Genomic DNA, 23,476 nt, shown 5'->3' with positions numbered 1-23,476 from the left:
CCAAGCGGCCGGACAGCCCCAGCTTGGCGTCCTCTTTTCACACAGCCTCCACCCATCTCGGGCGTTCAGGGCGGGTACCAACCGTCAGAGTTTGACGACGACAGGGCGCGGGTAACGGAGGAGGGCGCTGGCTGCCGTCGATGCCGGTTCAGCGGTCGAAGCGGCGCATCGAACGGCTGTCCCGTTCGGCGTTGCGCCGGGTTCTGTCCTCCGCTCGGGCCCGGTCGCGCTGAACCGTCTCCATACGCCGGAGCGTCTCCGTCTGCTCGCGGTGCGCCCGCGCCAGGTCGCTCACCGCGTTCATCGCGCGCACCCGGTTCGCATCCTGTGCTCGTGCGTCGAAGGACCATGCCGCGAGAAGTAGGGCGACGAGGGCTGTGGTGGGGCGGCGCATCGGGCTGAGACCTTCGGGCAGGGGAGGGGCGGATCGAGCTTGCGGCTCAGCATGCACCATAGTGCGTTAAATGCAGGGCTTCGCAGAATATCGTGCATTCCATGCGCGGACTGCATGAGTGGTATTTGGCGTTTGGTATACCAGCTCGGCGGGCGGGCTGTCATACATGCTGCAACGCAAACGCATCGCTTCGAGGAACACCGATATGACCGCTCTCATTCTCACCGCCGTCGCTGTCGCCGCTGCCGCCAACATCTCCCTGGTGGCCTTCGTCGCCGATCGCCTGACCCCCACGACCAGCCCCTCCACCATCACGGCGGGCGAGCTCGTTCTCGTCAACGACAACGCTCCCGAAGCCCTGAAGCTCGCAGCCTAATCGACGTCTCGCAGCTTCAACGCCACCGCCATCGGCCCCGCCTTACCAGGCGGGGCTTTTTCACGTCGCGTACCGCCATGTACCCCTGTCCTATGGCGGTCGAAACGGGGGTCGCGTGGCGGTCGATCCGCCCGTCTCATCCGACGGGTTTCTGGGCCGGCGCTCCGCTCTCCCGCGCCAGCGAGGCGGCCTCGGCGAACCGGGCGCGGACCGTCTCGCTCATCCGGCCGAGGCCCAGCTGCGCGGCCATCCGCCCCTCGACGCCGGGTGCCGGATCGAGGTCGCGGGCGAGGCCGGCGAGTTCCTGGAGCGGGATGTCGGCGGGCGCTCGCCCATCCCCTTGAGCCGGCCGGAACCTCACCGGCCCGGCGGGTGCCACCCCCGGCCAGAGAACGATGCGCTCACCCTCGCTCGTATGGGGGCAGTGGGGATCGACGGCCCCTAAAGCGCGCTGGCGCAGGCGGGCCGTGATCCGGGCAAACCCGTGGGCGCGCAGCAAGCGCTCGGCGAGAATGTCAGCGAAAACAGGACCTTCGCGCAGGACCACCTCGCTCGCCATCGCCGCCAGCGTGGCCTCGTAACCCACCTCGTGGAACCGCGCGGCATTGGGTGAGAAGCCCGACAGGTCGGCGGGTTCATAGAGGCCGGGGGGCTCCACTCGGGGGATATCGGGAGTGTCCGGCTCGGTCGCGACCGGCTCCGGCTTCGCCCTGTCGGCGTCGAGATCGGCCCGCAACGCCGTGTCGAGCCGGTCGAGGGCGCCTTGCGGATCGTTCCACCAATCGGTGCTCCAGACCCGGTGGATGCGCCATCCGAGATCGGTGAGCACCCATTCGCGCAGGCGGTCCCTGTCCCGCGCCGTCGCCGCCCGGTGATAGGTCGCCCCGTCGCATTCGACGCCCGCGAGGTAGCGCCCCGGAGCGTCGGGATGGACGATGCCGAGGTCGATCCGAAAGGCGGAAACCCCGACCTGAGGTACGATTGTCCAGCCTCGTGCGGCCAAAGCCGCCATCACCGCGCCCTCGAACGGCGATTCGATGTCTCGCCCCGTGGGAGCAGCCGCCGTTTCGAGAGCGCCGGCACCGTGTTCGGCGAAGGCGAGGAAGTGCTTGAAATCACGCACGCCACGGGCGCTGCCACGGCCGAGATCCACCTGGTCGGCCCGCATCGACGCGAAGACAACGAGCTCCCGCCGGGCCCGGGTGATCGCCACGTTGAGGCGTCGGTGACCGCCCTCGCGGTTGAGCGAACTGATCTGTCCGGTGATCCGGCCCGTGGCATCCGGCCCTGCCGCCACCGAGAACAGGATCACGTCGCGCTCGTCGCCCTGCACGGTCTCGAGGTTCTTCACGAAGACCGGTTCTTTCCAGATCCGCCCGTCGAAGAACCGCTCCAGCTCCGGCCTTCCCCGCCTCTCGGCATCGAGCAGGTTCTCGATCAGGCGCTGCTGCTCGCCATTGAAGGTGACGATGCCGAGCGAGCGCTCCTCCGCCGCGAAGGCGGGGTCCGAGATGCGGGCGACCACCTCCGCCACCAGGGCGCGCGCTTCCGGCCGGTTCACCCGCGCCCCGCCGCGCTCGTAGAGCCCATCGGCCACGTGCTGGAGCCGCACCGCCCGGTCCTCGGTGACGGGGGAGGGGAAGGTGACGAGCCCGCCGCGATAATAGTGGCGGTTGGAGAAGGCGATGAGGCTCTCGTGCCGGCTTCTGTAGTGCCAGGCGAGGCGCCTCTGCGGCAGGTGCGCGGCCAGGCACTCGTCGAGGATGCTCTCCTGGTCGGCGACGTCGAGACCGTCCGAGATCTCGTCGACCCCGCGATCGCCCACATTGGTGGGCGGCAATTGTTCGGGATCGCCGACGATGACCACCTGCCGGCCCCGCGCGATGGCACCGATGGCATCCCACGGCGCGATCTGCGAGGCCTCGTCGAAGATGACGATGTCGAACGGCTTCGCCTCGGCCGGCCAATATTGGGCGATGGAGAGTGGGCTCATCATCAGGCAAGGCGTCAGGCGGGTCAGCGCGTTCGGCATCCGCGCGAAGAGCTGGCGCAGGGGCATGTGCCTGGCGCGCTTGGTGATTTCCCGCGCCAGGGTGCCCCATTCGGGATCGGTGCCGGAGGCGCCGGCGAGCGGTACGCCGCCACCGATGCGGGCACGCACCGCCGCCCCGGCGAGGCCGGAGAGCCGGGAATCGGCCTCGCCGAAGCCCCGGATCGCCTCTTCGTGGCGCTGGCCCATGAAGTCGCGCAGGCGGATGTCATCGGTCGCCGCGTGGTCGATCCACCAGCGCGCATAGGCACCCTCGAAGGCCGGGAGGATGGCGTCGTCCTGCAGCGTTCCCACCTCGATCGCGGCGACGAGCGGGCCGAGCCCGGCCCTCGTCGCCTCGCTCACCGCCCTCTGCCAGCTCGCCCAGGCCTGCGCCTTGGGCAGCGCCTTCTGCCAGCGTTCCGCAACCGCGAGGGTGCCGGTCACCCAATCGCCCTCCGTCTCCACCGGGCGGTCGGGCTTGGCCCTGCCGGCCAGACGCCCGAGCGTCTCGATCGCCTTCACGGCAGCGCTTCTCCGCGTCGTGAAATCCTCTTTTGCCAAGGCCAGGCTGCCGCCAGGTTCGAGCCTGCCATCCTCGGTGTCGAGGAACGCGGCGAGCCTCGCGCGGACGATGTCCGGGCCTCCGACGAGCGGCGCCATGGAGGTGATGACCGGTGCGAGCCGCGTCGCCCAGGCCATCGGAGCGGTGAACAGGTCGGCGGGGGCCGCTGGATCCGACCAGGGATGCCCGAGTTCCACGGTGGCGCTCTCCAGAACTTCCGTCGGAGCGGGTCTTGTCGCCTGCAGGGCCTTGATCTCGGCGAGGGTGACGAGGTCTGGCCCGATATCCTCCGGTGCGCTCCCTTGCGCGAAGGGGGCGAGGAGGTCGCGAACCCGGCCGAGGCGCCGCCCCCGCAGGAAGAAGTTCGAGGCTTTCGCTTCGCGCCAGTCGGCCAGCAGGCGGTCGAGGTCGTTGCCGAACACAGAGGAGGCGTAGGGGACGAAGAGCCGGGCGTTCAGCCGGGCGAGCTCGTCCTGTCGGATGCGACGCGCCTCGACGGCCTGACGCAAAGCCGCGCCTCCGGGGCCGAGGAAGCGCAGGCCTATCCGCGCCTCCGGCCGGAACAGGGCAATGGCGAGGGAGGACAGCGCGCGCAGGCCGTCATATGTCTGGCCGAGGGGCGTCAGGCCCATCGCCTCGGCGAGACGCTGGCCGGATGTCGCGAAGTCCGGCAGGGTGCGGGCGAGTTCGGGAACGGCCTGCTCCATCTCGGCCCGCCACAGGGGCGACCATGCGATCGCGCCGATGCCCCGGAGGGGATGGTTCGCGATGTCCCCGACGATGGGGAGAAGAGCAGCAAGCTCACCGCACTGGGCGCGCAGGCTATCCCGGTGGCCGGGCGCGGAAATCGCGTCCTTCGGCCAGACGAGGCTGAGACCCTCCCGGCCGGCCTGCCGGTCGGCGATGACCCGCGCCATGGCCGTATGGGCGCTGAGGCCGTTCGCCCGTGTGGTGTGCAAGCTCTCAACCACGCCGTTCAGGCCCTCTCGGCGGCGCTGAAGATCGGTGGCCGCGTCCTCCCAGGGGACGTTCTCGCCGCCCCTCGCGGTCCAGGCCTCGCGTAGCTGCGCGATGACGTGCGTCTTCTGGGCCTTGGCCGCATGGACTTCGAGGCAGCAGGCGCCCAGCCCCACCGCGTCGAGGCGCCGGCGCACCACCTCCAGGGCGGCGCTCTTCTGCGAGACGAACAGCACCGTGCGCCCGAGCGCCAGGCACTGCGCGATCATGTTGGCGATGGTCTGGCTCTTGCCGGTGCCAGGGGGGCCGAAGAGCACGAAATCCTTGCCCGAGGCCGCCGCGAGGATCGCTGAGAGCTGAGAGGAATCGGCGAGCAGCGGCGTAAAGATGCCGGAAGGCGGATGCTCCGCGTCGAGACGTTCCGGCACGGGAAAGCCCATGCCGTCGCCGTAAGACTGTTTCGGCGTATCGAGGAGGTGGCGCACCACCGGGCTGCGCTTCAGGAGGTCCGTCCGCTCGCTCAGATCCTTCCACATCAGAAATTTGGTGAAAGAGAAGACCGAGAGCACCACCTCGGTCGTGACCTCGAACCCCTTCAGGTTGCGGATATGGGTGCGCACGATGCGCCAGACGGCCTCGACATCGATGCCGGATTCATCGCCCGGCAAGCCCTCGGCGAAATCCGGCATGTCGAGGTCGAAATCCTGGCGCAGCATCTCCAGTAGCGTCGGGTTGAGGCGCGCCTCCTCGTCGTGCCGGACGAGACGGAAGCCGGCGCGGACGCTCGCGCGGGTCAGGGCCGCCGGTACCAGCAGCAGCGGTGCCCGGGCAGGCGGCATGCCGTTGCCACGGGTCCAGGTGAGGAAGCCGAAGGCGAGGAACAGCACGTTGACCCCGCCCTCTTCGAAACTGCCGCGGGCGAGCCGGAACAGGTCGGTGAGGCGCGCCTCCACTTCCTCCGATCCGACATCGACGGTGATCTCGCCGCGTTCCTGCCCCGACCCGTCGATTGGCGCCTCGGGGGCGGGCCGAGCGACGAGCCGGAAGGCACGGCCCGTCGTGAGGGCATCCTCGAAAGCGCCCGGCTCGGGACAATCGAGGGTCAGCGAGCCCTTGCCCGGTTTGAAGTTGAGGAGCTTGTTGCGCAGGGTCAGATCGAGGAGCCGCAGCTTCCAGGCTTCCAGCCGGTCGCGGGGCTCGCGACGGGGCAGATCGAGGCGGGGAGCGGGGATATCCTCGACGAAGGACGGGGGCGCGCCGAGCGCCTGGACGAGTGCAGCCGCCATCTCCGGAGCCGGCGCCTGTGCGCCGGGCTCGCCCGTGTCGAGGGGAGAGATGCCGGAAAGACGGGCGCGCCGCAGATCGAGGACCATCTCCAGGGGGGACTCGGCATCCGCATCGATCAAGCGCGCGCCGGCCGCCACCGCATCCGCGAAACTCCCTGGCGGATCGGCGGTGAGTACGGTGGTCTCGATCAGGATCAGTTCCTGCAGGTCACGGCGCTTCCGCAGGGCCTGGGCGTCGTCGCCGACCCTTTCCGGCAGGGTCTCGTCCACGAGCCACAGCCCGAGGAGCGCGTGATCGCGGGTGAGGATCAAGAGCGGATTGAGCCCGGCCTGTTCACAGCAGGCCGCGCAGAGCAGGGTGAGGTCGAGGCACGTGGCGAGCCGCCGCTCGACGATGGCTCCGGGCTCGCGGACCTTCTGTCCCGACCGTTCGAAACTCGCGGGCGGCAGGATGTAGGTAATCCGCAGGGCCGCCATCGCCGCGTGGATCGCCTCCGCCATCTCCCAGGCCCTGGCCTTCCTTCCGCTGCGATAGCCGTCGAAGGCGGTGCTCCGCCTTGCCCGCTCCAGGATCGCGGCGGCGGAGCGCAGGATGCCGTCCACGGCCGGGTCGTTGGGCCTGACGAAGGCCGCGAGCAGTTCGGGCGCCGCATCCGCGCCTCCCCAATGGGAGGGCGGCAGGAGCCGCAGGTCGAACTCCTCACGGCCTAACTCGCTCTCCTCGCCCGAGCTCATCAGTGTCAGCGTCACCGTACAGGGCCGGCTTTCCAGTAGTCCGGCCAGGATCGCTCCATCGATCCGCAGACCCGGTGCATCGATGCGCTGCACGCCCCCTGCGGTTATCCGCTGGATCGGCAGGGTGGTAGGTCGGAACAGCGGCGGCGTCGCGCTGATATGGAGGGTAACATCGGCGAGATCGGTATCACCGCCATTGGTCAGAGTGATGTCCCGGATGAGTGGAACCCCATTCTGCCAAGAGGCGACGCTGGCATGATCGACCACCGTGCATGCGAGAGCACAACGCGTGCGGACCCTATCGGAAGCCTCGAGCGTATCGGTCATCGCGCCCGGTTCTCCGTCACCGCCAGCGTTCTACAAGCGCGCCGCGCGTGCTCGCAAGCGCCGCCTGCCCGTCGCTCGCGTGTCTGCAGGCTCGTCCAGGCATCGTACTTGGAATCATTCCACAACATAGCGATTGCCCGCGGAAGACGAGGCTTTGTATAGCGTTCGGTGTTCGGCGTTTCAGCAAAGATGCCGACCGTCGTGACGCCGAGGCCATCGGTTCTGCTGGCGCTGCGTTGCTGAGCCCATTTGTCATTCGCTCCTCGACCGGGAGCGCCCGCTTCCTCGCAAACCGGGGCCGACCGCCGATGACGGATATGATCAAGCCGAGTATACCGCCATCGCAGGGTCGCTACCGCCTGATAGTGGCCGGCCGGACCCTCCTTGCGATCTTCGGCGGTTATGCCCTGGCGGCCGTTGCCACGGCCTTCTTGTCCCTGACCTTGCCCCTCGACCGTTCGGAGGCCGTTGCCGCCGCCACCCTGGCGAGCTTCGCGATCATGGCGGGTGCGGTGATCTGGGTCTTCTCCGCCCGCACCCTCGCCCGTGCGGCGATAGGGCTGGCGCTTCCGGCTTTGTGCCTGGGCGCCGGTCTCTGGCTCGCCCTCGGCAACGCGGTGCAGCCTGCATGAAGCAGAGTTTTCGCCAATCGATGGCATGGCTGCACACCTGGGCGGGGCTCGTGACCGGCTGGGTGATGTTCGCCGTCTTCGTCACCGGCACTGCCACCTACTACAAGTCCGACATCTCGCTCTGGATGCGGCCCGAATTACGCGCGCAGGCGGAATACGACGTGGTTCGCGCGACCGAACTCGGAGTCGCGTATCTCAAGGTCCATGCCCCAAAGGCGATGGCTTGGTATGTGGGCGTGCCGCAGCCCGACAAGCCATATATCGGCGCCTATTGGATGGTCACGCCGGACGGCGAGTTCGGAAAGGCTCTCCTCGATCCGGATACCGGCGCGCCGACAGAGGCCCGGGCGACACAGGGCGGTGACTTCTTCTACCGCTTCCATTTCGAATTGCAGATGCTCCCGGCAATCGGCCGCTGGATCGTCGGCATCTGCGCGATGGTCCTGCTCGTCGCCCTGATCAGCGGCATCGTCACCCATCGCCGCATCTTCGCGGATTTCTTCACCTTCCGGCGTTCGAAATCTGCCCAGCGCGGCTGGCTCGACGCGCACAACGTCACCGGTGTTCTGGCGCTGCCGTTCCACCTGATGATCACCTATACGGGCATCGTCTCGCTCGCGCTCATGTACATGCCGTGGGGAATGGTGAGCGCCTACAAGGGCGACGAACTGCGCTTCTACGTGGAGTCCGGTCAGATGCCGGCCTGGCGAGCCGCCGAGGGGAAGCCGGCCGAGTCGGCGCCGCTCGGTCCTCTCATCCGCCGCGCCCAGGCCGAGGTGAGCGAGCCGCTCGAGATGGTCTCGATCAACAATCCCGGTGATGCCAATGCCACCGTGGTGGCGGTGTTCGAGGAGCCCCATGGGCTCGCCCATCGCCATCCGCAGATCGCCTTCCACGCGGTGACCGGAGAGGTGGTCGAACGGACCGGGCCGCTGAAGCCGGCGGCGCATGCCTATACGAGCTTCGTCGGCCTGCACGAGGCGCATTTCGCCGGGCCGGCCCTGCGCATCCTGTTCTTCCTGTCGGGCCTAATGGGCTGTGCCGCCATCGCCACTGGCCTCGTCCTGTGGACCGTGGCGCGGGCGCCGAAGGCGGTCGTGCGGCCCACTCTCGGTTGGCGCATCGTCCATTCCCTCAATATCGGTACGATTCTCGGCCTTCCCATCGGCATGGCGGCGCTCTTCCTCGCCAACCGTCTGATTCCTGCAGGATGGGCCGCTCGTGAATCCTGGGAGGGTGGCGTGTTTTTCGCAGCCTGGTTCCTCGCCGCCCTGGTCTCCCACGCTCGCCTACATCGCCAGGCATGGGGCGAGATGAGCTATGCCGCCGCGCTGCTGTTCCTGGCCGTTCCTCTGGTCGATTGGGCACAGACGGGATGGCGCACAGAGTTCCTGGGCTTCAACGCCGCCATGGTGGCGCTCGCACTGATTTTCCTCTTCGGCGCGCGAAAGCTCGGGTGCCATGAGGGATCGCAGAGAGCGGCCCGTACCACCGGAGATTTCGCCCGCGTATGACGCCACTTGCCGTCTCCCTCACCTCCCTCCTGAGCTTCTCCGGCCTCGCCTGCCTCTGCCTGAGCATGGACCGGCATGGCCGGACCTTGTTCCACGGGCGCCCCTCCCGGCGGCGCGACACAGCGTTCCGTGTGGCGGGCTGGCTTTTCATCGCCCTGGCTTTCGCGGCCGCCGTCGTCACGGCGAACTGGAATTTCGGTCCGGTGCAATGGCTCGGCTCGCTCACCGGGGCCGCGCTCATCGTCGTGGCGCTGATGTCTTATCGTCCGGCCTGGATCCGTCCGGCAGCCATCGCCGCTCTTCCCCTCGCCATGGCCACCGCGTTCTTCGTCTGAACCGGGGCCGATTTTCCGAGCGTCCGGATAGGCCTATGTGAAGGGTTGCCCGACAGGCTTTCACGAGGAGTATCCATGGCGCTCGACCCCGCTCTCGCGGATCGCATCTCCGCCTCGGTCGAACAGGGATTTGCCGATCAGGTCGCCCATATCCAGGACCTCGTTCGGTTCGGGTCGGTGCGCGGCGCCGAGCACGCGATTCAGGACCATGTCTTCCGGTGCCTGGAGCAACGCGGCTATGCGATGGAGCGGATCCGCATGGATTCTACGGCCATCGCCGCGCATCCTGGCGGAGGCAGGATTGCACCGGGACATTCGGATGCGCCCATCGTTGTCGGCATCCACCGGCCTCGTCACGAGACGGGACGCTCCCTGATTCTGCAGGCCCATGTGGACGTGGTGCCACCGGGCCCACTCGACCTCTGGAGCCAGCCGCCCTTCGATCCGGTGATACGGGGCGACTGGATGTACGGCCGAGGTGCCGCCGACATGAAGGCCGGGCACGCGGCCAACCTGTTCGCGCTCGATGCGCTCAGGCGGATCGGCCTTCAGCCGGCGGCGACGGTCACGATCCAGTCCGTGGTCGAGGAGGAATCCACCGGCAATGGAGCTCTCATGGCACATCTGCACGATTACCGCGCCGATGCCGTGCTGATCCCCGAGCCGGAGGACGAGAAGCTCGTGCGGGCCAATACCGGCGTGCTGTGGTTCACGGTCGAGGTGCAGGGCACGCCGGTCCATGTTCGCGAGATGGGTGCTGGCGCCAACGCCATCGATGCCACCTATCGGGTGATCGGTGCCTTGCGCGAACTCGAAGAGAAGTGGAATGGCCGCAAGGCAGGCCGCCGCCATTTCGAAGGCGAGGCCCATCCGATCAACCTCAATGTCGGCCGGATCGAGGGCGGAGACTGGGCGTCTTCCGTCCCAGCCTGGTGCCGGATCGATTGCCGTATCGCCATTTATCCCGGTGTGAAGGCGGCGGACGCGGCGGAAGAGATTGAATCTGCGGTGGCGACTTTCGCCCGATCCGATCCGTTCCTGGCAAAGTCGCCACCGGTGGTGGCTTTCAATGGTTTCTTCGCGGAAGGCTACGAGTTGGACGAAGGCTCGGATGCCGAGGCCGTACTCGCCGCCGCTCACAAGCGGGCCGTGGGCGTCGATCTTCAGAGCTTCATGTCACCGAGCTATCTCGATACCCGCGTCCACGCACTCTACGACCGGGTTCCGGCCCTCTGCTATGGGCCGATCAGCGAGAACATCCATGGCTCCGACGAGCGCGTGAGCCTCGCCTCGGTGAAGCGCATCACCAAAGCCATTGCGTTGTTTATGGCCGAGTGGTGCGGGACCGAACCGCTCGAGCATGTGAGGTAGGCGACGACATCGCGCTCACCGATCCCGCGCGTACCCGATTGTAAGCGCGCGGGCGTTGTGTCGTGCTTACCGAATGCCGCCGCTGGCGGTGATCACCTCGCCGGTCAGCCAGCGGGCATCGTCTGAGGCGAGGAACGCGACCACCCCGGCGATGTCGTCCGGTTGGCCCGCCCTGCCTAGCGGCGTCTGCGCGATGAAGCCGGCCTCCATGTCGGAACCGACGACTCCGGCCGTATGGGTGCCTTCGGTCACTACGAAGCCGGGGCTGACCACATTGACCCGGATCTTGCGTGGCGCGAGCTCGTTGGCCAGCACGCCCGAGATAGCGTTCAATGCCCCCTTGGTTCCGGCATAAACCCCTGCGGCCGGTGTATGGACATGGGTGATGGCCGAAGAAATATTGACGATGCTTCCGTTCTCTCCAAGATGCTTCACTGCCGCTTGGGTCGTGAGCAATACGCCGAGCACATTCACGTCAAAGAGACGGCGATAATGCTCTTCGGTCACGTCCTCGATCGTCGCGAATTCGTAGATGCCGGAATTATTGACCAGCACGTCGAGGCGGCCGAACTGATTTACCGCCGCCTCGATCAGCCCCTGTGCCTCTTCCGCTTTGGAGACATCGGCCTTCACCGCGATAGCTTTGCCTCCAGCTGACGTAATGGCCTCGACGACGGCGTCGGCACCCGCCCTACTCGAGGCGTAATTGACCACGATCGCGGCACCGTGCTGTGCGAGATTTTTGGCGATCGCGGCACCGATGCCCTTCGATGCGCCGGTCACTACGGCGACCTTTCCGTCAAGCTTCGACATATGTGCTATCCTTCGACGGGAACTGGTTCGGACTGGTTCGCCTCAGTTCCATAGTTCGGAAATTCGGAACTAATGGAGCGAAGGTCAAGCCCCAAATGGATGAAATATGAGGCCGCTGTTTCACCCGGCGATCGAGGACGTCCAGCCCCAGGCAATCCTGCACGCCTTGTCGGATCCCCGCCGGGCAGCGATCTTCGCCGCAATCGCAACGGCAGGCTGCGTTGAGGCCTGCTCGGCGCTGTCGGGCGTCGGGGAACGGACGATTCCGAAATCGTCGTTGTCCAGCCATTTCAAGGTACTGCGCGAAGCCGGCTTGATCCGGTGCGAGCGTCACGGCGTCGAGATGCGAAACCATTCGCGCTGCGCGGAGGTGAACGCACGTTTCCCTGGCTTACTCGCCGCGATCATGGTCGCTTATGCGTCGGGTGGAGAGCCCGGCGCCCATGGGGCAGATGCGTAGGCGCCAGTCAGAATGCTCGCTTCGCCTCGATGATCCATGACGGAACGTTCCTTCGACCGCCGTCTCATTCCGATGCGAGACGCCAATCCGCGCGATCGTGCGCCGACCCGGATTCATCCTATTCCCATCCGGATAAGTATCCGGTGGGATAGGTGCCGTTCGACGGGTTCCGGGCGATCTTGCGAGGCAGCGGCGCGAGATGAGAGGCAGACACGCAGTCACACCCCTTGCCGGAACGCTCTACACCTTATATTGCGACGCGATAGCTCGATCCCGTGACCCGGCGCTGCCGGCCGCATTCCTGCGGCCCGTCGCGTGACGGGCTCTACTCGCTTCCGGATACCTTATGAAGCTTCGCAACATCGCCATCATCGCCCACGTCGACCACGGCAAGACGACACTCGTCGACAAGCTGCTGTCCCAGTCGGGATCGTTCCGAGACAATCAGCGCGTCGAAGAGCGCGCGATGGACTCGAACGACCTCGAGAAGGAGCGTGGCATCACGATCCTGGCCAAGGCGACTTCGGTCGTCTGGAAGGATACCCGCGTCAACGTCGTCGACACCCCCGGCCACGCCGATTTCGGCGGTGAGGTGGAACGTATCCTCTCGATGGTGGACGGCGTGATCGTGCTCGTCGATGCCGCCGAGGGTCCTATGCCCCAGACCAAGTTCGTGGTCGGTAAGGCGCTCAAGATTGGCTTGAAGCCGATCGTGGCGATCAACAAGGTCGACCGTCCGGACGCTCGCATCACGGAAGTCGTCAACGAGGTGTTCGACCTCTTCGCCGCTCTCGATGCGACCGACGACCAGCTCGATTTCCCGATCCTCTACGGTTCGGGCCGCGCAGGCTGGATGGCGACGTCCCCCGATGGTTCTCAGGAAGACGGTCTGGCGCCGCTCTTCGACCTCGTGCTCACGCATGTACCTCAGGCCAAGGTCGAAGAGGGTCCGTTCCGGATGCTCGGCACCCTGCTCGAAGCCAATCCCTTCCTGGGTCGCATCATCACCGGCCGCATCGCGTCCGGCACTGTGAAGCCGAACCAGGCCATCAAGGTCATGGATCGTACGGGCAAGCTGGTTGAAACCGGCCGCGTCTCGAAGATCCTGGCCTTCCGCGGCCTGGAGCGCGCACCCATCGACATCGGCGAGGCGGGCGACATCGTCTCCATCGCCGGCCTCGTGAAGGGCACCGTGGCCGACACCTTCTGCGACCCGCAGGTCGAGACCCCGATCCAGGCCCAGCCGATCGATCCGCCCACCGTCACCATGTCCTTCATCGTCAACGATTCGCCCCTGGCAGGCACCGAAGGCGACAAGGTCACGAGCCGCATGATCCGCGACCGCCTGTTCAAGGAGGCCGAGGGCAATGTGACGCTCAAGATCGAGGAAGCGGCCGACAAGGATTCGTTCTTCGTCTCCGGCCGCGGCGAGTTGCAGCTTGCCATCCTGATCGAGACCATGCGCCGCGAAGGCTTCGAGATCGCCGTGTCGCGTCCTCGCGTGGTGCTCTCCAAGGACGAGAACGACAATGTCCTCGAGCCGGTCGAGGAGGTCGTGGTCGACGTGGACGAGGAATACTCGGGCGTCGTCGTGCAGAAGATGTCCGAGCGTAAGGCCGAGATGATCGAGATGCGGCCCTCGGGCGGTAGCCGCCTGCGCCTCGTCTTCCATGCGCCGACCCGTGGCCTCATCGGCTACCAGGGCGAGCTCATGACAGACACGCGCGGCACCGCGATCATGAACCGCTTGTTCAAGGCCTACGAGCCCTACAAGGGCGAGATGCCCGGCCGCCGCAACGGCGTGCTGATCTCGAACGACAAGGGCGAGGCCGTGGCTTACGCCATGTGGAACCTGGAAGATCGCGGCCCGATGATGATCGAGCCCGGCGCCAAGGTCTATCAGGGCATGATCATCGGCGAGCACAACCGCGAGAACGACCTCGAGGTGAACGTGCTCAAGGGCAAGAAGCTCACCAACATCCGCACCACTTCGAAGGACGAGGCCGTGCGCCTCACCCCTCCGATCCGCATGACCCTCGAGCGCTCGCTGGCCTGGATCCAGGACGACGAGCTGATGGAAGTCACGCCGAAGTCGATCCGCCTGCGCAAGACCTACCTCGATCCCAACGAGCGCAAGCGCTTCGAGCGTTCGGGCGGCGTCGCGTAAAACGCTACTCATTCGAAGAGAAACGAAAAGGCCGGGCATCGCCCGGCCTTTTCCGTTCATACTGCCAACAAGGCTCGCCTCGATGCCGTTTCGCCTTCCCCGATCGTGAGGTGGGATCGGACGTGGGCTTCAACATGAGAGGCTGGAGTGGATAGAGGCCTCACTCTTCCTTCGCCCGCTCTCGCAAGAGGTACTTTTGCACCTTGCCGGTCGAGGTCTTGGGGAGCTCGCCAAAAACGATCTTGCGGGGCAGCTTGTAGCCAGCGAGACGTTCGCGACACCAAGCAATCAGCGCATCGGCTTCCACGGTCGCGCCGGCTTTGAGCTCGACGAAGGCCATGGGGGTCTCGCCCCATTTTTCGTCGGGTCGCGCCACTACAGCGGCGGCCGAGACGGCGGGGTGGCGGAACAGAGCATCCTCGACCTCAATGGAGGAAATGTTCTCGCCGCCTGAGATGATGATGTCCTTCGATCGGTCCTTGAGCTGGATGTAGCCGTCAGGATGCTTCACTCCGAGGTCGCCAGAGCGGAACCAGCCACCGGCGAAGGCAGCCTGAGTGGCGGAGGGGTTCTTGAGGTAGCCACGCATCACCACATTGCCGCGAAACATCGCCTCGCCCATGGTTTCACCATCGGAGGGTACGGATTCGCAGGTCTCCGGGTCTCGGATGTCGAAGCCTTCGAGCACAGGGTACCGCACGCCTTGTCGCGCCATCCTGGCCGCTTTCGCCTCGTCCTCAAGAGCGTCCCAGTCGCGATGCCAAGCATTCACGACTGCGGGGCCGTACGTCTCGGTAAGGCCATAGAGGTGCGTGACGTCGAAGCCAGCCTTGCCCATGGCAGCGAGCACCGCCTGTGGCGGGGGCGCAGCCGCCGTGAGGAAGGCGACCCGGCGGGGGAGGGGGCGACGCTCGTCCTCGGACGCATTCAGAAGAAGCTGCATCACGATCGGCGCCCCGCACAGATGGGTGACACCGTGCTCCGCCAGTGCCGCGTAGAGTGCGCCCGCCCTGACCTGCCGGAGGCAGACATGGGTGCCAGCGACGACGGACAACGTCCACGGGAAGCACCAGCCATTGCAGTGGAACATGGGCAGCGTCCAGAGATAGACAGGGTGCTGCCCAAGCTGACCGGTTATGACGTTGCCGAGCGAGAGAAGGGCCGCACCGCGGTGGTGATAGACCACGCCTTTAGGGTCGCCCGTCGTGCCGGAGGTGTAGTTCAGCGAGATCGCATCCCACTCGTCCGCCGGCATGGCCCAGTCCTGTGCCGGATCCCCTTTTTCAAGAAACGCCTCGTAGCCAATCTGTCCGAGGATCGTGCCGTCCCCGGTATAGACCGGATCGTCGACATCGATGACCAGTGGGCTCACTCCCGCCCGTTCCAGGGCGGCACTAACGACGCGACTGAACTCACGATCCGCAATCAATACCTTGGCTTCGCCGTGGTCGAGACAGAAGGCGAGACCTGCAGGATCGAGGCGGGTGTTCAAGGTGTTGAGCACGGCGCCAGTCATCGGTATCCCGTAATGACACTCGATCATTTCGGGCGTGTTGGCGAGCATCACAGCGACCGTGTCCCCGCGTCCGATACCGTGCGCCGTCAGTGCAGCAGCAAGTCGTCTGCTCCGTGCATACAATTCGGCATAGGTTCGGCGCAGAGGGCCATGAATGACGGCGATATGTTCGGGAAAGACACGCGCCGAACGGTCCAGGTAGTTCAGCGGCGTCAGCGGCTGATAGTTCGCCGGATTCCGGTCGAGGTCCCGATCATAGATCGAAAGCTCAACCTGTGAGGCTGTAGTGGTCGCCATGGATGTATCTCCCTGGCAAGCATCGTACTCAGGAGATCTACATCCGACAATCGACCCTTCGATACGACGGGCTGACTTGGATCGTCACACCTAACGAAATCTATAGTTCGCTCGTGTTATGCTGCAAGAAGCGGAAAGAAGACACCAACTCTCAACCCCCGCCCGGATCAGTCTCGTCGTCGGGTGTCGTGCCGCCCTTTGAACCTTTGCCGGGCGTGGGCCCTTCACCCGGCTTGCCGTCGGTCTTTTCATTGGGATCCATGACGGCGTCGGGGGCCGAATTGGCTGGCTTACCCGTATTCTTTGCGGTGTTACTCTCGGTCTCGCTCATGGCTGCCCACCTTCTCGAGTGATTTTCAATCCTGCCGGCGATCGGATTGCCCGTTAGACGAGCCGCCTACCGGCGCCGGGTTTCGACCCTTCTGACCGCCGGCCTCGTTCCAGTTCTGATTACGCTCGGCATCTGTGACGCCACCGGCCCCCTGATCGCGCGCTGCCTCCTGTTCGGGCGTTTGTCGGCCGCCCCCGACGGCGGGTGCACCCTGCGAGCCGACATCGTCGTCGGGCTTGCGCGTCGCTGCATCGGTGGGATTATCCTTCTCGCTCACGCGCCGTCCTCCGAATCTTTGCCGACCGGTGCGGTCGCGCGGTCGAGAGCCTCCGACACGGTGCTCGTCTGGGAAGCATCGCCAATATGGCGCAGGTTCTCTGGTGGCGTCTCGGCCTCGGTGGCCTCGGTGGCGTCCTGGCGCGGTGTGCCGGAAGCGATGCGCGCAGCTTCGGCTTGGCCTGACGGATCGCTCTTCAGGTCGTGCTGGGTCCGGGCGGGAGTACCGATGTCGCGGGCATCGTCCTGGCCGAGACCCTGTCCATTGCGATCGCTGTAAGCGTCGAAATCCTTCAGCGAGGGGCGCTCGCGTTGCTCGTTGCTCATGGTTTCCTCCAATGTTGAAGGTTCAACCTGTCGAACGCTCGTGAGGTTGCCTGACGCTTGGAGAGCTCACTCCCTTCGGGGGACGACGCGCAGAAAAAAGGCGCTCCCGTGAGGGAGCGCCGATGATCGGGATGGGTCCAAGAAGAGGTCAGATCCCTTCGAAGAGCGCGGACGAGATGTAACGTTCAGCGAAGGAGCACGCGACGGTAACAATGCGCTTGCCCTGGAATTCCGGACGTGCCGCCAGCTTCAGCGCTGCAGCGACGTTGCCGCCTGTGGAGATGCCGCCGGGAATACCTTCCAGCTTGGCGAGGAGCCGCGCCGTGTCGAAAGCTTCCTGGTTCGATACGGTGATGACCTCATCGATGACCTCACGGTCGAGATTGCCCGGGATGAAGCCGGCGCCGATTCCCTGGATCTTGTGCGGGCCAGGCTGACCGCCTGAAATCACCGGGGAATCCGTCGGCTCGACGGCGATGACCTTGAGGTTCGGCAGGCGAGGCTTCAGCACGGAGCCGACGCCCGTGATCGTTCCGCCCGTGCCGACACCGGCGACGAAGGCGTCGAGTTGGCCCTGCGTATCGTTCCAGATCTCCTCGGCTGTCGTCTTGCGATGGATCTCGGGATTCGCCGGGTTCGAGAATTGCTGCGGCATGATCGCGCCGGGGATCTCGTTGAGAAGCTCCTCGGCCTTGCTAATCGCTCCCTTCATGCCCTGCGGACCGGGCGTGAGGGCCAGTTCCGCGCCGAGGAAGGCCAGCATCTTGCGGCGCTCCAGGGACATGGTCTCGGGCATGACGAGAATCAGGCGGTAGCCGCGCGCCGCCGCCACGAAGGCCAGGGCGATTCCGGTATTTCCAGAGGTAGGCTCCACCAGCGTGCCGCCGGGCTTCAGCTGGCCGGAGGCTTCGAGGGCGTCGATCATGTTGACGCCGATACGATCCTTAACGCTCGCGATCGGGTTAAAGAACTCGAGCTTCAGCAGGATTTCGGCATCGACGCCGCGCTCCTTGGTGATTCGGTTGAGCCGGACGAGGGGCGTGTTGCCGATCGTCTCCGTGATCGAGCCGTAGATATGGCCGTGGCCGGGTTTGCGGGACTGCGAGGGGCTAGTGTCGGCCATGACGAAATCTCCTGAGCGGCGTTTATGCGTTGTGCAGGCATCGATCGACCTTGCACACGGTGCGCGCCGGGATATCGCGTCGTCCTAGGCGAAGCAATCGCTCATAGACTTAACGCAAAGACAAATCTTCTCTGTCGTCAAGTGCGAGTGTTGCCAGTAGACATTTTCATTTGCTTGATGCGTTGTCTGTGGGACATTGTTCTCCGGCGCCGCCTTCTATCCCGTCCCGTGAAGTATCTGCTCGGTCGCGCCCCAGCCAAGGCGGCGAAGAGGCGGCGCCTACGAAAACAGGATCATCGCGGAGAGCACGAGAAAAGTCGCACAAAGCGGTGCCGACAATGCGATCCGGAATGCGGCCGGATGCAGGCTCGGCGAGCAAGTGTAGATCATCTCTTCGGAGACGCCATGCCGGACGATACTGCCGGTCGCCCATTCAAGCCGCTTCACCATTTCGCGTCCCCTGCGCTCAGCCGTGATGGGCAGAAAGCGACAGGGTCATTCAACGAGGGGTAAAGCTGAAGCCGCGACCTTGGATCGTCGTCAATGCGATCTTAAAGAGAGGCTGACGATTGCGACGGAGTCGGTACTGGCCCCGGCCCGGCCCGGCCCGGCCCGGCCCGGCCCGGTCTCATTCTCTGCGACGGCTCTTCCAGACCCGAAGACTTCGGAGGTTTAGCCGAGATGCCAAACGACCCGCGCGCCCGGGCCCGTGCCTGTCTGCATGCCGATTCCCGAGAGCATGGGAGGCGCTTCGTCCGGGCGATCCAGTTGCACCGCCGGTGGTCGCAGGGCTCATGGCTCGGCTGTGCGAGGCAGCCGGCATCAGCAGTAGTCGCTGAAGTAGGTCGCAGACTGTCACGACACTGCCAGCCCCGGGGAAATCTCTCATGGCCCGCTCTACGGCCCGTTAGACGAGCCGTAAAAAGTGGGTGTCTTGCCGCCCCGCGTTTTCACGAGGGACGGTATGGTCGGCAATTGCCGGTCAAGCGCAGAGATTTAGAGCGCGCGGTCGAACTTCAGTTCGCCCTTCTGGCTCTTGATCACCAGCTGCGAGCCTACGAGGTCCCATTGGGCAGCGGTTCGCAGGGCGATGAAGAAATCCTGCTCGCTCGCTCCGGTACCCTTGTCGCAAGGCTTCTTCGTCAAGGCGAGGGGGCCGACCGCAAGATGCTGCTCGCGCAGGGGGAAGGCCGTGGCGGCGAAGGTGTTGCACCCGCCGTAGCCGCGTGCGCGATACTGCTTGTCGATGATGAAGCTCGGCCGGTCGGTGCCGTTGAACGGCTTGCCGTTCAGGCTCACGGCAGTCCAAGTCGCGTCGAGGGGAAACATCTTTTCCTGAGCCTTGGCGGCCGGAACATACTGTTTCTTCTCTGGCTTCTCGCGATTGTCCTTGCCGAAACCCGTGACGTTGGATCCCTGCGCCATTGCCTCCGTCATCGGCATCCCTGCCGTCGCGGCAAAAGCCATCACGGCGAACAGCATCGCTCTCATCGTCAGGCCCTCCTTCGTCATCATCAATCGAACTCGCGTCGTCGCGCGCCTCACCCCGGTTTCGAGGCGTGATCATTTGGACCGTGCGCCACACACCAGGGTCGGCGTCGGCCGATGCGTCGCGTGGACAGGGTGCAACCGCCCATCGGATAAGATTCCAGCACAAATATGGTCAAGACTGCGGGCGGCGAGATTTCATGATCATCCCCTCCTAAACGACGTTCCATGCTTGCTGTACGTGAACTATCCCGATGCCAGTCTCGTTAAGCCAGCTTAGAGGCTGCGGCAGGTGGAGCGCCGCCGAGGAAGGGGAGAGTTTCCGTGTCGGGACTGGACGAGAGCGGGCGTGGTGGATCAGGGCTGAATACGATGAGCCCTGCGCAATCGCGGGCCGCCCGCGGGATGCTGGGCTGGTCGGAAGCGGATCTTGCTGGCAGGGTCGGACTCGCAGAGCAGGATGTGAAGGATTTCGAGAGCGGAGCCAACGATCCTGCCTCGGGGCAGATCGAGGCGCTGAGAAGTGCTCTGATGAGCGCCGGCATCGTCTTTCACGAGGGGCGCGAGAACGGCGTCAGCCTACGCGCTAAGGGCGGAGACGAAGGTACGCGGCTCTCCTCGCTGACCACCGAAAACGATCACTGAAGTCCGCAAAGGAAACCTTTGGGGCTCCGGGAATCGGCACTGAGCGAATGCGTTACGCGCCGCCTCGTCCCATGGCGAGAGCCTTCAAATCGAACGTGGGATCGGCGGCCTCATCTGGCGTTGGTGAAAGGCCGCGCGCGATGATCCGGCGGGCGGCCATGTGCTCGGTCGCCGAATCCACCGTCTCGATTCCTGTCAGGTATGCATCGCGATAGCGGAACACCGCGAAGCCTCCGGCGGTCGGGCGCCGTACCGAAACATCGCCTGGCAATGGCAACCCAACCATTTGCAGTTTGTGTCCGCCCTGATCGCTCCAGAACCACGGGACGGCATCGTAGGGCGCCGGGCGTCCAGCGATGCGGGCGGCGACACAACGTGCCTGGTCGATCGCGTTTTGGACGGATTCTACGCGCGCTACGCCATGCGCGGCGAAACGTGTTGGAAACCTGGCGCAATCGCCGATAGCCGAGATCGACGGATCGTCGGTGACGAGGACAGGATCGACGACGATGCCGTCTTCTACACGGAGCCCCGCCTCGGCTGCGAGCTCCTGGTTCGGAAGCACACCGATGCCGATCAGGACCAGATCCGCCGGGCACGCGGTGCCGTCGGACAGGCGGAGGGCCTCGACCCGACCGGTGCGGCCCTCGATGGCCTGGACGCCGCTGCCAAACAAGAAGCGGATACCGGCTTTCTCGTGAGTCTCTCGGAAGAAAGCGGCGACGGGTTCGGACACGGCCCGCGCCATGGGTCGGTCGGCGGCTTCGATGACGGTGACACAAAGACCACGCGCGGCGCAGATACTGGCGAATTCGAGCCCGATGAACCCCGCACCGACGATGGCAATGTTGCGCGCCTCGCCGATGGCCTCCTGGATTCGATCTGCATCCGTGATCGAGCGCAACTGGTAGACGCCCGTAAGTTCGGCTCCCGATACGGGAAGAGGCCGGTTCCGCGAACCTGTGGCGAGGACGAGATGATCGTAGGCAATCTCGCGTCCGTCGCCGAGGCGGATTCGGCGCCCGCCACGGTCGATCGAGACGGCCATGGACGAGGTTTCGCAGCCGATGCGGTGCTCCACATAGAACTCGCGTGCACGCAGGAATAGGCCGGCGGCGTCCACCTTGCCAGCGAGATAGGCTTTCGAGAGCGGCGGTCGCTGATAGGGAAGGATCGGCTCGTCGCCGATCATCGTCACCGGTCCGTCGAAGCCCGACTCCCGAAGGGAGGCTGCCGCCTGCAAGCCGGCCTGACCGGCACCGATGATGACGATCCCGCCCTCGTTCACGCCTCGAACTCCGCGGTGACCGGGCTGACGGCTGGCGACAGCGCCAGACGCGGCAGTTTCCGTCCGCCTTCCTTCACCGTGAAATCCCAGAATGCCGCCGCCGCCGGACCCAGCACCTTGTCGGCGCGGCGGACCACGTACCAGTCGCGACGGATCGGCAATCCCTGCACGTCGAGCAGGATCATGCGACCGCTTTCAACCTCGGCCGCTACCGTGTGGGCGGAGATGAGTGCGATACCGAGTCCGGCCATCACCGCCTGCTTGATCGTCTCGTTCGATCCCGAATCGATTCCGAGCTTCGCGCGCTGAATCATGATGCCCGACATGAACTCCTCGAACACCGTGCGGGTGCCGGACCCTTCCTCGCGAACCAGGAAGGATTCCTCGGCCAGATCCGCCCGCGTAAGATTGGTGCGCGTGCTGAAGCGATGGTTTGGCGCGGCGATGATGACGAGCGGATGCGCGCCGAACGTCTCGGCCTCGATCGCGAAATCGCGGGGCGGCCGGCCCATGATCGCGAAGTCGATCTCGTAGTTGCGCAGGGCCTCGACCATGGCGCCGCGATTGCCGACAACGAGGTTGATCTCCACCGCTGGAAAGCGCGCGACGAAGCCGGCGATGATCTGAGGCGTAAAGTACTTGGCCGTCGAGACCACCCCCATGGCGACCCGGCCGCCGCTCCCGCCCTTGAGGGTCTGGAGCTTGTCGGCACAGGTCTCGAGCACGGTGTTGATGCTGTCGATTGCCCAGAGCATTTCGCGCCCGGCATCGGTGGGTTTCAGGCCCGTCGGCGTACGGTCGAACAGGAGCAGCCCCGCCTCCTCCTCGAGCTGGCGGATGCGCGCGTAAAGCGCCGCCGAGGTGACGTTGAGTTCCTGGGCCGCGCGGGTCATCGTTCCGAGGCGGGCGACCGCTGCGACGGCCTGGAGTTGCTTGAGCGAGAGGTTGCGCATTCGCCGTTTTTAGTTTTTTTGGAACTGCCCGCAAGTTTTTTCATAATTCCTTCTTTGCACGGGGATTGCCCGTCTGGCGCTCTGGTTGATGGCAGCGCTATCGTGCAAAGGGCGCTATCAGGCCGTGGAAGCTTGATGCCGGGTTGGGCGCTGAATGGCCGGGTTCTCCCGGCAGGTCGATGAAGAGGACGTGAGCCGATGTCGTTGGGGTCTCTGGAGATCGGGTCTCGTCTCGATGCATGCCTCGCTCAGGCCGTTGCGGCCAATCCGGCCTTGACCGATGTGGCGGCCGTGATCGCGGCCTGCGCCGAAGCGGCCGTGGATGTGAGCGAGGTCATCGGTCGCGGCGCCCTGGGCGGTGGCGATCTCGCTGCGCAAGGCGAGCAGAATAGCGACGGCGACGTTCAGAAGGCCCTCGACGTCCTCGCCCACGAGCGTTTCACCGAGGCTCTGCGCGGTGCGCCTGTGGCGGAGGTTGCCTCGGAGGAGGCGGAGGGGATCATGCTCCTGAACGCGGGCGCCCCCCTTGCCGTCGCGATCGATCCCCTGGACGGCTCTTCCAACATCGGCGTCAACATGGCGGTGGGGTCGATCTTCGGCATCCGTCCGGTCGCCGCCACCCCGGACAATCCGGCCGGTTCCTTCACGACACCTGGTACGGCACAACTCGCCGCCGGCTTCGTCACCTACGGCCCGGCGACGTCCCTTGTCGTTACCCTGGGCTTCGGCACACAAATCTACACCCTCGATCGGGCCGAGCGCGTATTCCGCCTTACCAGCCCGCGGATCGAAGTCGTGGCGACAGCCAAGGAATACGCAATCAACGCCTCGAATGCCCGTCATTGGGACACGCCGGTCAAGGCGTATATCGAGGATTGTCTGGCCGGCGCTGACGGCCCCCTCGACAAGAACTTCAACATGCGCTGGCTCGGCTCGCTGGTGGCGGACGCCCAGAGGGTTCTCATCCGCGGCGGAGTGTTCCTGTATCCAGGCGACAACCGGAAGGGCTATGCCCAGGGTCGTCTGCGCCTCCTCTATGAGGCAGCTCCCATCGCGATGCTGATGGAGCAGGCCGGAGCCGCTGCAACGGACGGTGCCAACCGCATCCTCGACATCAGCGCCACCGGCATTCACGAGCGCGTGCCCTTGGTCTTTGGATCGACCGAGGAAGTCGCCTGCGTCGCGAAGTACTACGGCGGCCGCAATCCCGCTGCCGGCCGTTCACCCCTGTTCGGCCAGCGCGGCCTGATGCGCGGCTGACAGGGCAGAGA

At 65.4% G+C, this 23,476-nt stretch carries 20 protein-coding genes; 9 read left to right on the top strand and 11 right to left on the bottom strand.

Annotated elements, in window-relative coordinates:
* Window positions 1–148 precede the first annotated feature (148 nt).
* Window positions 149–394 (bottom strand): hypothetical protein, encoded by a 246-nt coding sequence (locus tag RQI43_RS19615; protein WP_311276292.1) that lies wholly within the window; start codon window positions 392–394, stop codon window positions 149–151.
* 205 nt (window positions 395–599) lie between these two features.
* Here RQI43_RS19615 and RQI43_RS19610 point away from each other — a divergent pair, with 205 nt between their 5' ends.
* Window positions 600–770 (top strand): hypothetical protein, encoded by a 171-nt coding sequence (locus RQI43_RS19610; RefSeq protein WP_311276291.1) that lies wholly within the window; start codon window positions 600–602, stop codon window positions 768–770.
* 136 nt (window positions 771–906) lie between these two features.
* Here the strand turns inward: RQI43_RS19610 and RQI43_RS19605 are convergent, their stop codons facing one another.
* Entirely contained in the window at window positions 907–6,669 is a 5,763-nt protein-coding gene (locus RQI43_RS19605; protein WP_311276290.1) for a DUF3320 domain-containing protein, read from the bottom strand.
* A 308-nt stretch (window positions 6,670–6,977) separates the two neighbouring features.
* On the opposite strand from RQI43_RS19605, the gene RQI43_RS19600 reads away from it, so the two are divergent.
* The 4 genes from RQI43_RS19600 (at window position 6,978) to RQI43_RS19585 (ending at window position 10,521) form a co-directional block, all read left to right on the top strand.
* Window positions 6,978–7,301 (top strand): iron transporter, encoded by a 324-nt coding sequence (locus tag RQI43_RS19600; RefSeq protein ID WP_311276289.1) that lies wholly within the window; start codon window positions 6,978–6,980, stop codon window positions 7,299–7,301.
* Complete coding sequence (locus RQI43_RS19595) at window positions 7,298–8,815, top strand: PepSY-associated TM helix domain-containing protein (RefSeq protein WP_311276288.1); 1,518 nt, start codon at window positions 7,298–7,300, stop codon at window positions 8,813–8,815. Before RQI43_RS19600 ends, RQI43_RS19595 begins: the two co-directional genes overlap by 4 nt.
* Window positions 8,812–9,150, top strand: coding sequence for a DUF3325 domain-containing protein (locus RQI43_RS19590; RefSeq protein WP_056434496.1), 339 nt, complete (start codon window positions 8,812–8,814; stop codon window positions 9,148–9,150). The genes RQI43_RS19595 and RQI43_RS19590 overlap by 4 nt, the downstream gene beginning before the upstream one ends.
* 75 nt (window positions 9,151–9,225) lie before the next feature.
* Window positions 9,226–10,521, top strand: a complete 1,296-nt coding sequence (locus tag RQI43_RS19585; protein ID WP_311276287.1) for an ArgE/DapE family deacylase — start codon at window positions 9,226–9,228, stop codon at window positions 10,519–10,521.
* A 66-nt stretch (window positions 10,522–10,587) separates the two neighbouring features.
* On the opposite strand, the gene RQI43_RS19580 is transcribed toward RQI43_RS19585, so the two are convergent.
* Window positions 10,588–11,334, bottom strand: coding sequence for a glucose 1-dehydrogenase (locus RQI43_RS19580; RefSeq protein WP_311276286.1), 747 nt, complete (start codon window positions 11,332–11,334; stop codon window positions 10,588–10,590).
* 106 nt (window positions 11,335–11,440) lie between these two features.
* On the opposite strand from RQI43_RS19580, the gene RQI43_RS19575 reads away from it, so the two are divergent.
* The gene (locus RQI43_RS19575) at window positions 11,441–11,794 is read left to right on the top strand and encodes a helix-turn-helix domain-containing protein (protein WP_056434489.1); all 354 of its coding nucleotides are present in this window, start codon (window positions 11,441–11,443) and stop codon (window positions 11,792–11,794) included.
* Between the two features lie 346 nt (window positions 11,795–12,140).
* The gene (gene typA / locus RQI43_RS19570) at window positions 12,141–13,961 is read left to right on the top strand and encodes a translational GTPase TypA (RefSeq protein WP_056434487.1); all 1,821 of its coding nucleotides are present in this window, start codon (window positions 12,141–12,143) and stop codon (window positions 13,959–13,961) included.
* A 160-nt stretch (window positions 13,962–14,121) separates the two neighbouring features.
* On the opposite strand, the gene RQI43_RS19565 is transcribed toward typA, so the two are convergent.
* From RQI43_RS19565 to RQI43_RS19540, 6 genes are all read right to left on the bottom strand, one after another.
* Window positions 14,122–15,774, bottom strand: coding sequence for an acyl-CoA synthetase (locus RQI43_RS19565; RefSeq protein WP_311276285.1), 1,653 nt, complete (start codon window positions 15,772–15,774; stop codon window positions 14,122–14,124).
* Window positions 15,775–15,925: 151 nt separating this feature from the next.
* Window positions 15,926–16,105: a hypothetical protein gene (locus RQI43_RS19560; protein WP_056434484.1), complete on the bottom strand. Its 180-nt coding sequence runs from the start codon at window positions 16,103–16,105 to the stop codon at window positions 15,926–15,928.
* 25 nt (window positions 16,106–16,130) lie between these two features.
* On the bottom strand, window positions 16,131–16,382 hold the full coding sequence (locus RQI43_RS19555; RefSeq protein WP_311276284.1) for a hypothetical protein: 252 nt from the start codon (window positions 16,380–16,382) through the stop codon (window positions 16,131–16,133).
* Window positions 16,379–16,708 (bottom strand): hypothetical protein, encoded by a 330-nt coding sequence (locus RQI43_RS19550; RefSeq protein ID WP_056434480.1) that lies wholly within the window; start codon window positions 16,706–16,708, stop codon window positions 16,379–16,381. The genes RQI43_RS19555 and RQI43_RS19550 overlap by 4 nt, the downstream gene beginning before the upstream one ends.
* 148 nt (window positions 16,709–16,856) lie before the next feature.
* Window positions 16,857–17,831, bottom strand: a complete 975-nt coding sequence (cysK, locus tag RQI43_RS19545) for a cysteine synthase A (RefSeq protein ID WP_056434478.1) — start codon at window positions 17,829–17,831, stop codon at window positions 16,857–16,859.
* Window positions 17,832–18,827: 996 nt separating this feature from the next.
* Window positions 18,828–19,322 (bottom strand): META domain-containing protein, encoded by a 495-nt coding sequence (locus RQI43_RS19540; protein ID WP_056434721.1) that lies wholly within the window; start codon window positions 19,320–19,322, stop codon window positions 18,828–18,830.
* Between the two features lie 321 nt (window positions 19,323–19,643).
* On the opposite strand from RQI43_RS19540, the gene RQI43_RS19535 reads away from it, so the two are divergent.
* Window positions 19,644–19,964 carry an XRE family transcriptional regulator gene (locus RQI43_RS19535; protein ID WP_244478154.1) on the top strand — a complete coding sequence of 107 codons (321 nt, stop codon included), beginning with the start codon at window positions 19,644–19,646 and terminating at the stop codon, window positions 19,962–19,964.
* Window positions 19,965–20,016: 52 nt separating this feature from the next.
* Here the strand turns inward: RQI43_RS19535 and RQI43_RS19530 are convergent, their stop codons facing one another.
* Both RQI43_RS19530 and RQI43_RS19525 read right to left on the bottom strand, forming a co-directional pair.
* Window positions 20,017–21,252 carry an FAD-dependent oxidoreductase gene (locus RQI43_RS19530; protein WP_311276283.1) on the bottom strand — a complete coding sequence of 412 codons (1,236 nt, stop codon included), beginning with the start codon at window positions 21,250–21,252 and terminating at the stop codon, window positions 20,017–20,019.
* Complete coding sequence (locus RQI43_RS19525; protein ID WP_311276282.1) at window positions 21,249–22,205, bottom strand: LysR substrate-binding domain-containing protein; 957 nt, start codon at window positions 22,203–22,205, stop codon at window positions 21,249–21,251. Before RQI43_RS19525 ends, RQI43_RS19530 begins: the two co-directional genes overlap by 4 nt.
* Window positions 22,206–22,403: 198 nt before the next feature.
* On the opposite strand from RQI43_RS19525, the gene RQI43_RS19520 reads away from it, so the two are divergent.
* Window positions 22,404–23,465 carry a class 1 fructose-bisphosphatase gene (locus tag RQI43_RS19520; RefSeq protein ID WP_207412228.1) on the top strand — a complete coding sequence of 354 codons (1,062 nt, stop codon included), beginning with the start codon at window positions 22,404–22,406 and terminating at the stop codon, window positions 23,463–23,465.
* The last annotated feature ends 11 nt before the right edge of the window (window positions 23,466–23,476 follow it).

Source organism: Methylobacterium sp. WCS2018Hpa-22, assembly GCF_031843785.1.
Lineage (GTDB): Bacteria > Pseudomonadota > Alphaproteobacteria > Rhizobiales > Beijerinckiaceae > Methylobacterium.
Note: the sequence above shows the minus strand (reverse complement) of the source record. Positions and strands in the feature narration are given on the sequence as shown.

Coding starts and splice junctions, on each gene's coding strand:
- RQI43_RS19560 (WP_056434484.1), bottom strand. CDS start 16,105: ATGAGCGAGACCGAGAGTAACACCGCAAAGAATACGGGTAAGCCAGCC.
- RQI43_RS19595 (WP_311276288.1), top strand. CDS start 7,298: ATGAAGCAGAGTTTTCGCCAATCGATGGCATGGCTGCACACCTGGGCG.
- RQI43_RS19590 (WP_056434496.1), top strand. CDS start 8,812: ATGACGCCACTTGCCGTCTCCCTCACCTCCCTCCTGAGCTTCTCCGGC.
- RQI43_RS19550 (WP_056434480.1), bottom strand. CDS start 16,708: ATGAGCAACGAGCAACGCGAGCGCCCCTCGCTGAAGGATTTCGACGCT.
- RQI43_RS19575 (WP_056434489.1), top strand. CDS start 11,441: ATGAGGCCGCTGTTTCACCCGGCGATCGAGGACGTCCAGCCCCAGGCA.
- RQI43_RS19525 (WP_311276282.1), bottom strand. CDS start 22,205: ATGCGCAACCTCTCGCTCAAGCAACTCCAGGCCGTCGCAGCGGTCGCC.
- typA (WP_056434487.1), top strand. CDS start 12,141: ATGAAGCTTCGCAACATCGCCATCATCGCCCACGTCGACCACGGCAAG.
- RQI43_RS19615 (WP_311276292.1), bottom strand. CDS start 394: ATGCGCCGCCCCACCACAGCCCTCGTCGCCCTACTTCTCGCGGCATGG.
- RQI43_RS19585 (WP_311276287.1), top strand. CDS start 9,226: ATGGCGCTCGACCCCGCTCTCGCGGATCGCATCTCCGCCTCGGTCGAA.
- RQI43_RS19580 (WP_311276286.1), bottom strand. CDS start 11,334: ATGTCGAAGCTTGACGGAAAGGTCGCCGTAGTGACCGGCGCATCGAAG.
- cysK (WP_056434478.1), bottom strand. CDS start 17,831: ATGGCCGACACTAGCCCCTCGCAGTCCCGCAAACCCGGCCACGGCCAT.
- RQI43_RS19600 (WP_311276289.1), top strand. CDS start 6,978: ATGACGGATATGATCAAGCCGAGTATACCGCCATCGCAGGGTCGCTAC.
- RQI43_RS19610 (WP_311276291.1), top strand. CDS start 600: ATGACCGCTCTCATTCTCACCGCCGTCGCTGTCGCCGCTGCCGCCAAC.
- RQI43_RS19565 (WP_311276285.1), bottom strand. CDS start 15,774: ATGGCGACCACTACAGCCTCACAGGTTGAGCTTTCGATCTATGATCGG.
- RQI43_RS19540 (WP_056434721.1), bottom strand. CDS start 19,322: ATGAGAGCGATGCTGTTCGCCGTGATGGCTTTTGCCGCGACGGCAGGG.
- RQI43_RS19605 (WP_311276290.1), bottom strand. CDS start 6,669: ATGACCGATACGCTCGAGGCTTCCGATAGGGTCCGCACGCGTTGTGCT.
- RQI43_RS19520 (WP_207412228.1), top strand. CDS start 22,404: ATGTCGTTGGGGTCTCTGGAGATCGGGTCTCGTCTCGATGCATGCCTC.